Below are 8343 nucleotides of genomic sequence, written 5' to 3'. Positions count from 1 at the left end.
CCGCCACCTGTCGAGGTGGCGGGGGCCGTCCGCGTGTCCGGCGGTGACTGGGCGTCACTTGGTCCAGGAGGCCTGGAGCTTCAGCGGGTCGGCCAGGTCGGTGTAGCCGACGGCGGCCGGGGTGTTTCCGGGGGTGGAGATGATGGTGCAGCCCTTGACCTCGGCGCCCTTGGCCACGCCCTGGAACTTCGCGCCGGTGCACTTGGGCAGCGGGGTCGCGGCGGTCAGGACGTTGAGGCCCTTCTTGCCGGTGGTGTCGAAGAGCACGAACTTCGAGTCCGGGGCGGTGAAGGAGAGGCTGGCGTCCCCGAGGTTCTTGACGGTGTAGCTGACGTACATCGGGGTGCGGCCTTCCAGGCCGACGATGCTGATCTTGGCGGCGGTGAAGTCCTGCGCCGAACCGACCTCGACGCCGGTGACGGTGACCTCCAGCTTGGTGGCGACCTTGGCGGTCTTGTCGGCGAAGTCCACGGTGGCGCTCTGGCCGACCTTCACGCTGGTGGCGGCCGCCGGGACGGCTCCGGCGCCGGCCCCGCCGCCCGCGGCACCGGCCGTGCCGGCCCCGCCCGCCGCGCCGGAGGGCGCCGCGCCCGAGGGGGCCGCGGTCGAGGGGGCCGCGGTCGAACCGCCGGCCGCACCCCCGGCGGTGGCCCCCGGGGCCGCGCCGGTCTGGGGCGCGCCGGTCTGGGCCGGGGCCGCGCCGGTGGCGCCGCCGGTACCGGCCGGGGTGTCCGCGTTGTCCGGCCCGCAGGCCGCGAGCGACAGGGCGGTGGCCGCCGCGAGCGCGGTGACGGTCAGCTTGGTGGTGTACGAACGCATGGTGCGCATTTCTCCTGGGCGCACGGCCGCGACCGTTGCCGGCCTTTGCCCAGTGCGGCGCCGCCCGTCGTGACAGGAAGGGTCGATGACGACATGGGTACAGCGGGCAAGAAGCCGTCCCCCGATCTGGCTTGCGGTCAGGGACCATACCAGCCATCCGGCTTGGCGGGCGGCCCGTGGCGGCCCGTACCGGATCCGGTCCAGCCGGTGAAACACCCCGCCGGTGACCTGCGGGGATCGCGTAGATTTCGGGGGTGACGGCCGGGCCCGGGCCCCGCCGTACCCGCACCACACCGGAAGGGCGTACAGCGAGATGAGCGAGGACTCTCTGCGGGAGGAGGTGCTGACCGCACGACGGATCGTCGTCAAGGTCGGCTCCTCGTCCCTGACCACGGCGACCGGCGGCCTGGACGCCGACCGCGTCGACGCCCTGGTGGACGCGCTCGCCAAGCTGCGCGGCCGCCCCGAGGCCCCGGAGGTCGTGCTCGTCTCCTCCGGCGCGATCGCCGCCGGGCTCGCCCCGCTCGGCCTGGACCGCCGGCCCAAGGACCTGGCCCGCCAGCAGGCCGCCGCCAGCGTCGGCCAGGGACTGCTGGTCGCCCGCTACACCGCCTCCTTCGCCCGGTACGGCATCCGGGTCGGCCAGGTGCTGCTCACCGCCGAGGACGCCAGCCGGCGCGCCCACTACCGCAACGCGTACCGCACCCTGGACCAGCTGCTGGCGATGGGCGCGATGCCGATCGTCAACGAGAACGACACCGTCGCCACCGCCGAAATCAAGTTCGGCGACAACGACCGGTTGGCCGCCCTGGTCGCCCACCTGGTCCGGGCCGACCTGCTGGTGCTGCTCTCGGACGTCGACGGCCTGTACGACGGCGACCCGTCCCGCCCCGGCACCAGCCGGATCGCCGAGGTGCGCGGCCCGCAGGACCTCGACGGCATCGAGATCGGCAGCGCCGGAAAGGCCGGGGTCGGCACCGGCGGCATGGTCACCAAGGTCGAGGCGGCCCGGATCGCCACCGGCGCGGGCATCCCGGTGGTGCTCACCGCCGCCAGCCAGGCCGCCGACGCACTGGCCGGCCGGCCCACCGGCACGCTCTTCCTGCGCACCGGCAGCCGGACCTCCGACCGGATGCTCTGGCTGGCCCACGCGAGCAGCCCGCGCGGGGCGCTGCACCTGGACGAGGGCGCCGTCCGGGCGGTCGTCTCCGGCGGCGCCTCGCTGCTGCCCGCCGGGGTCACCAAGGTCGACGGGGAGTTCGCCGCGGGTGATCCGGTGGACCTTCTTGCCGAAAACGGCCACATCGTGGCTCGCGGACTGGTCAACTTTGATGCGAGGGAGTTGCCCCGCCTGCTCGGCCGGTCCACCCGCGACCTGGCCCAGGAGCTCGGCGCCGCGTACGAGCGCGAGGTCGTCCACCGCGACGACCTGGTCGTTCTGCGCGGCTGACCGGCCCGGTCGACCGTGCCGGGGCCTGCCCCGGCACCGGCCGCCCGGCCGCCCGGCCGATCGGCGCCGCGCGGACGGCGGGCCGCTCCGTACCGGGAGCGGACCGGCCGCGGGCGAGGAGGGGCGCAGCCGTACCGGTCGGCCGAGGGCCGACGGGGCCGGTGGGGACGACACGACATCGCCGAACAGGAGGCCGCCGGTGGAACGCAGGCGCGAGGCAGCGCTGACCGCAGGGACGGCGGGCCGGCGGCTGACCAGCATCGACGGCGGACGCGGGGACGGCCCCGCCGAGCCGGCCGGTCCGCCGTCGCAGAGGCCCGGCGGGATGCGCAGGATGCGGCCCGAACGCGACCGGGCGGCCCAGCCGCCCACCGTGCCCGAGCAGGCGCGGCTGTGGCACGTGGTGCTGAGCGTGGCCGGGCAGGTCACCCCGCTGTCCGCGCTGCGCGCCTCACTGGAGCAGCTGGCGCACGACCACTCGTTCTTCCTGACCGCCCGCTACGCGGCCGACCACGCCGAGATCCGCTACTGGGAGCAGGCCCGGGACCTGCACGACGCGGCGGCCATCGCGCTGCGGCTGTGGGGCGAGCACAAGGTCACCTCGAACCTGCCGCCCTGGGAGATCGTCGGGCTGGAGGTGGTCGACCGGGCGACGTACCACAAGCGGGTGGCGGAGGGCTTCGGCGAGCCGCCGCCGCACCTGGGCGGCGTGCACCCGTACTGAGCGCCCGTACCGCGCCCCGTCACCGTGGCCTGGTACCGAGCCGTCTCACCGGGCGAAATACCGCCCGGGCGGGGCGGGCGCAGTCGCTACCCTTGACGGCATGACCAGCGACCTCGCCACCGCCGACAGCCCCGTCCTCGCCGTAGCGCGCCGAGCCCGGGAGGCCGCCGCCGCGCTCGCCCCGCTGCCGCGCGGCGCGAAGGACGCCGCGCTGCTGGCGGTCGCGGACGCGCTGGTGGCCCGCAGCGCGGAGATCGTCGCGGCCAACGCCGAGGACGTGGAGCGGGCCCGGGCGGCCGGCACGGCCGAGTCGGTGATCGACCGGCTGACCCTGACCGACGAGCGGATCGCCGCGATCGCCTCCGACGTGCGCGACGTGGCGGGCCTGCCCGACCCGGTCGGTGAGGTGGTGCGCGGCTACACCCTGCCCAACGGCCTGGACGTGCGGCAGGTCCGGGTGCCGCTCGGCGTGGTCGGCATCATCTACGAGGCCCGCCCGAACGTCACCGCGGACGCCGCCGCGCTCTGCCTCAAGTCCGGCAACGCGGTGCTGCTGCGCGGCTCCGCCTCGGCCTACCGGTCCAACAGCGCGCTGGTCGCCGTGGTGCGCGACGCCGTCGCCGCGGCCGGGCTGCCCGCCGACGCGGTCCAGCTGGTGCCGGGGGAGAGCCGGGAGTCGGTGCGGGAGCTGATGCGCGCCCGCGGCTACGTGGACGTGCTGATCCCGCGCGGCGGCGCCTCGCTGATCCGCACCGTGGTCGAGGGCTCGACCGTCCCGGTGATCGAGACCGGCACCGGCAACTGCCACGTCTACGTGGACGCCGAGACCGACCTGGCGATGGCCGTCGGCATCCTGCTGAACTCCAAGGCGCAGCGGGTCAGCGTCTGCAACTCCGCCGAGACGCTGCTGGTCCACCAGGACGTCGCGGACGCCTTCCTGCCGCTCGCGCTGGCGGCGCTCGCCGAGGCCGGGGTGACCGTGCACGGCGACGAGGCGGTGCTGAAGGCCGCCGAGGGCGGACCGGCCACCGTGGTGCCGGCCACCGACGAGGACTGGGGCGCCGAGTACCTCTCGCTGGACCTGGCCGCCGCCGTGGTGCCCTCGCTGGACGCCGCCGTCGAGCACATCCGCCGCTGGTCCTCCGGCCACACCGAGGCGATCGTCACCACCTCGCAGGCCGCCGCCCGCCGCTTCACCCGGTTGGTGGACTCCACCACGGTGGCCGTCAACGCCTCCACCCGCTTCACCGACGGCGGTGAGTTCGGCTTCGGCGCGGAGATCGGCATCTCCACCCAGAAGCTGCACGCCCGCGGCCCGATGGGCCTGCCCGAGCTGACCAGCACCAAGTACATCGTCACTGGTGACGGGCACGTCCGGGGCGAGGCCGCGCAGACCGTGGGCGGCTAGGCGGGCGGGCCGTGGGCGGCGTTGCCGCGCGGGCCGCGGGCGGGGGCGCGGACGGCCGCCGAGCGGCGCGTGCGGGGCGTCCGTCACACGTGCGACGGACCAACTGCCGGGAGCCACAGACAAATCGTCCGGCCGGTAATACGCTGAATCCGTGGCTGAGGATGTGGGGGGCTTCCCGTACCCCGACGGCTCCGACCACGGTGGTGCGGACGACGAGTTCGCCACCGTGGTCTTCGACGAGGCCTTCGTCCGGTCCGCCGCCGTGCACGAGCCGACCGCCAAGGAGCGGCAACTCGCCGCCGCCGAGGCCCGGTTCGAGCCGGACGCCGCGGGGCCGGGCTGGGGCCGTGACGTTCCGGCCGGGGACGGGCTCCCGCTGGAGCTGCGCCCGTACCCGAGCGGACTCGACGCGGACCACCTCTACCCCGACCCCTGGTCGGGGCCGGGCCGGGCGGCCGACCGCCGGGTCCGGCGGTGGCGGCGCGGTGACGACCGGGTGCGCGTCCCCGGGCGGTACGTGGCACAGCAGCGGTGGCACCGGCCGGTGGCCTGGGTGCTCGCCGTGATCATGGGGGTGAGCCTGGTGGCGGTCGCGGTCGCGGCGATCTACCAGGGTGTGGGCGGCCCATCGGGCGCGCCCCGGCGCCCCCAGTCCGGCAGCAGCAGCACCGGGGTGGCCCCCGGGCAGGCCCCGGCGGAGCCCCCGCTGGTGGTCACGGCGCCCGCCGGTTAGTCCGGGCGCCCGGGGGCGCACGCCCCGGGGCGGTGGTCACGGAGCGTTCCCGGGAATGTGCGCCCGGACCCTCGTGGCGGCGCTGGTGTCCGCCTACCCTGGTGGTGTGGGTGACCCGCGAGAGCCTCCTGAGGGGACGCCCGAGGGCGGTTCCGGCAACGAGGACGAATTCCGGTCCGTCGTGTTCGACGAATCGTTCGTGCGGGCTGCCCGCATCCAGGAACTCTCCGCCCGGGAGCGGCTGGCGGGCTCCTTCGGCAAGGCCACCCGGTCGCGGGTGCGGCTCGGCCCGCTGGGCACCGTCCCGCGCCAGGCGCTCCTGTTGCTGCTGCTCATCCTGCTCGCCTTCGGGACCGCGGTGTACTTTGGGGTGAGCTCGCCGAAGGGCACCGCGGTACGGCCCGAGGGGAGCCAACTGACCGTCAGCCTGGTCGCGTTGAGCCCGGCGTCGGCCGTCCACCCGGTCGCCGACCCGGCGGACCCGTTCGCCGCGCTGCCGCTCGGGTACGGGGACGGCGCGATCGGGCTGAACACCCCGACCGGCGCCGCCACCGGGAACTTCGGCCGGGTCGAGGTGGCCAAGGCGCTCGACACCGTCCAGCGCTACCTGGTCGCCTCCTCGCTCTCCCCGGCGACGCTGGTCCAGGGTGCCACCGCCGACGTGCGGGTCTTCGTCACGCCCGGTGAGCAGGCGGAGTTCGACGCGAGCGTGGCGCAGCCGGTGGACGACCGGCACCACGCGGTGACCGGCTGGATGGTCCGCTTCGACCCGGCGCAGGTCGCGCTGGCCTCGAACACCGTGAAGGTGGTCGGCGCGATGCGGATCGACGAGGCGGACAGCGGGACGCTGCAGATCACCACCGACCACACCTTCGTCTACGCGCTCAAGCCGGCCGGTGCCCCGGCCGGGGCACCGGTCACCCTGGAGACCGTGCGGCGGCAGCTGACCTTCGAGTTCGACCGGGTGGACCTGGCCTCGGGGCAGCTGCGGCTGGTGGACTCGGTGGTGCAGGCCGGGCCGGAGCCCTGCGGCACCTCGATGGCGGGCTTCCTGCAGCCGGTGCTGGCCACCGCGCAGGGCACGGTGGTCGCGCCGCCGTCGCCGGTCGACCCGGGCAACCACGCCCGGCCGGGCTGGCAGGTGTGCGAGGTGCTGGCGGGCGGCTGAGGCGCCCGGGCCGTGGAACGGGGCGGCGGCCGGTGTCCCGGGCGGGACGCCGGCCGCCGTCGCGGCTCTGCGGTCGTGGTCGGTCGCGGTGGGTCAGTTGCCGTCGCGGTCCGTGGAGCCGCTGCGGCTGCCGTTGCCGTTGTTGCCGCCGCCGCCTCCGGTGAAGGTGTCGCGGAGCTTGCCGCCGACGGTCGCGGCGCCGCCGGCCACGTCCCGGAGCAGGCCCATCAGCGGGTCCTTGCTCTCCTTGACCGAGGTCGTGTAGTGCTCGGCGGCGGCCTTCCACTGCTCGGTGACCGAGGTGTCCGGGTCGTCCGAGCGGCGCGGGTAGGCGCCGGCCATGATCGAGCGGTAGTCGTCGCTCTCCGCCCACTTCTTCAGCTGGGCGACCCGGACCACCGCGAAGGGGTGGGTCTGCGGCAGCAGCTGGAGCACCTTGAGCACGCCGTCGCGCAGGTCGCCGGCCTTCTCGTACTCCTCGGCCTGCTCCAGGAAGGCGTCGACGTTCATCTCGGCCAGGTTGTGGCCGCCGGCCAGCTTCATCAGGGCCCGCATGGACGCCTGGAGGTCCTGCCCGGCGAGCAGGCCGGCCCGGTCGCTGGACAGCTCCGCCTTGCGGAACCACTCCTTGAGCGCGGTGATGATCGCGGTGATCGCCAGGTTGCCGAGCGGCACCCAGGCGATCCGGGTGGCGATGTTGGTGAGGATCATCAGCATCGTCCGGTAGACGGCGTGGCCGGACATCGCGTGGCCGACCTCGTGGCCGATGACGGAGCGCAGCTCCTCCTCGTCCAGCAGCTCGACCAGGCCGCTGGTGATCACGATGATCGGGGTGTCGATGCCGATGCAGTACGCGTTGACCGTCGGGTCCTGGGAGACGTACAGGTCGGGGACCTGCTCCAGGTCGAGCACGTAGGCGGCGTCGCGCACCATGTCGTGCAGTTCCGGGAACTGGCGCTCGGAGGTCTTCACCGCGGTGGCCAGGAACATCAGCCGGATCGCCCGTTCGGAGACCAGTCCGGCGAGCTTCTTCAGGATGTCGTCGAAGCCGGTCAGCCTGCGCAGTGCGACCAGGGCCGAGCGGTCCGCCGGGTGCTCCCAGGCCCGGGTGGAGATCCCGGGGAAGCGCTCGCGGCGCCGGCTCGGCGTCTTCGAGGTCGTGTCGGTCATGGTGTGAGTACCTCCTGGTCGACGGCGGCCGCGGCCCGCTGGCCCGCCCCCCGCTGGTCTTCGCCTGCAACGACTGTCTGTGCAACGTGCGCGGTTGCGTACTCGTCCCCGGGGTCAGCGTACGCGCGGTCCGCGCGGTGGGCGCCGGGGCCGTGGGAGCCTCGGTGGGCCTCCGGGGCGCGCCCGCGGGGCCTGCGGCGCGCGTCTCCGGGGCCGGTGGGCTCCGCCGGTGTGAGGCCGGTCTACCCTGAGGCCTGGACGACCGAGACCGGACCCGGCCGCGGTACCGAGCAGTACGAGGAGCCCCCGCAGATGTCCACCGACACTCTTGTCAGCCTGGCCGCGCCCATCTCCGACGAGTCCGGCCCGGGCCTGTTCCTGCGGATCATCGTGGTCGCGTCCTTCGTGGGCATCGGCCTGCTGATCTGGATCATGGCCCGCGCCTTCAAGAAGAACTAGGTCCCGGTCGTACCCCAGGGCCGTCGGGGGTTCGTTCCGTTCGTTCCCCGGAGCCGTCCCCGGTTGGTTCCCCGGAGCCCCCGGGCCCGTTCTCCGGTCGGTTCCCCGGCCCGCGCTCACGCCCGGTCAGCGGCGGTGGGCCGCCGAGCGGTTGCCGTGTAACCCCCCGTACGATGACGGGTGGGCCCTCACCCGGCCCGGAACAACCCCCAGGTCCGTTCACCGAGCCGAGAAGGTCCCGCCGACCATGAGCACTGCTGCCGCACTCCCCGTTCTGAACCTGCTCGCCGAGGGCGAGGGGGGCAACCACGACAGTCTGAACCCGGCCCTGACCGGTGGCGCCGCACTGGTCATCCTGCTGGTCCTGCTCTTCATCACCACCCGCTTCAACCGGGACCGCTGAGCCCGGGCC

The 8343-nt window shown here is 74.6% G+C and carries 9 protein-coding genes; 7 read left to right on the top strand and 2 right to left on the bottom strand.

The window, feature by feature from the left end:
• Positions 1-54: 54 nt before the first annotated feature.
• A complete protein-coding gene (locus tag ACFU6K_RS22370) occupies positions 55-828 on the bottom strand; it encodes a hypothetical protein (protein ID WP_380665621.1) in 774 nt (257 codons plus the stop codon).
• A gap of 304 nt (positions 829-1132) precedes the next feature.
• Between ACFU6K_RS22370 and proB the strand changes: the two genes are divergently transcribed.
• The 5 genes from proB to ACFU6K_RS22345 all read left to right on the top strand — a co-directional run bounded on the left by proB (position 1133) and on the right by ACFU6K_RS22345 (position 6302).
• Entirely contained in the window at positions 1133-2269 is a 1137-nt protein-coding gene (proB, locus tag ACFU6K_RS22365) for a glutamate 5-kinase (RefSeq protein WP_380665618.1), read from the top strand.
• 199 nt (positions 2270-2468) lie between these two features.
• Positions 2469-2993 carry a hypothetical protein gene (locus tag ACFU6K_RS22360; protein ID WP_380665616.1) on the top strand — a complete coding sequence of 175 codons (525 nt, stop codon included), beginning with the start codon at positions 2469-2471 and terminating at the stop codon, positions 2991-2993.
• Positions 2994-3093: 100 nt separating this feature from the next.
• Positions 3094-4401, top strand: coding sequence for a glutamate-5-semialdehyde dehydrogenase (locus ACFU6K_RS22355; RefSeq protein ID WP_380665614.1), 1308 nt, complete (start codon positions 3094-3096; stop codon positions 4399-4401).
• A gap of 151 nt (positions 4402-4552) precedes the next feature.
• A complete protein-coding gene (locus tag ACFU6K_RS22350; protein ID WP_380665612.1) occupies positions 4553-5134 on the top strand; it encodes a hypothetical protein in 582 nt (193 codons plus the stop codon).
• Between the two features lie 106 nt (positions 5135-5240).
• Positions 5241-6302: a hypothetical protein gene (locus tag ACFU6K_RS22345; protein ID WP_380665610.1), complete on the top strand. Its 1062-nt coding sequence runs from the start codon at positions 5241-5243 to the stop codon at positions 6300-6302.
• 93 nt (positions 6303-6395) lie between these two features.
• Here the strand turns inward: ACFU6K_RS22345 and ACFU6K_RS22340 are convergent, their stop codons facing one another.
• A complete protein-coding gene (locus tag ACFU6K_RS22340) occupies positions 6396-7472 on the bottom strand; it encodes a M48 family metallopeptidase (RefSeq protein WP_380665608.1) in 1077 nt (358 codons plus the stop codon).
• 312 nt (positions 7473-7784) lie between these two features.
• Between ACFU6K_RS22340 and ACFU6K_RS22335 the strand changes: the two genes are divergently transcribed.
• Positions 7785-7931: a hypothetical protein gene (locus tag ACFU6K_RS22335; RefSeq protein WP_380665606.1), complete on the top strand. Its 147-nt coding sequence runs from the start codon at positions 7785-7787 to the stop codon at positions 7929-7931.
• 247 nt (positions 7932-8178) lie between these two features.
• Positions 8179-8334: a hypothetical protein gene (locus ACFU6K_RS22330; RefSeq protein WP_181970583.1), complete on the top strand. Its 156-nt coding sequence runs from the start codon at positions 8179-8181 to the stop codon at positions 8332-8334.
• Positions 8335-8343: the final 9 nt, after the last annotated feature.

The sequence above is a fragment of the Kitasatospora sp. NPDC057512 genome (genome assembly GCF_042802135.1).
Taxonomy (GTDB): domain Bacteria; phylum Actinomycetota; class Actinomycetes; order Streptomycetales; family Streptomycetaceae; genus Kitasatospora.
The sequence above is the reverse complement of the archived record's forward strand: the minus strand, read 5'-3'. Positions and strand labels throughout refer to the sequence as shown.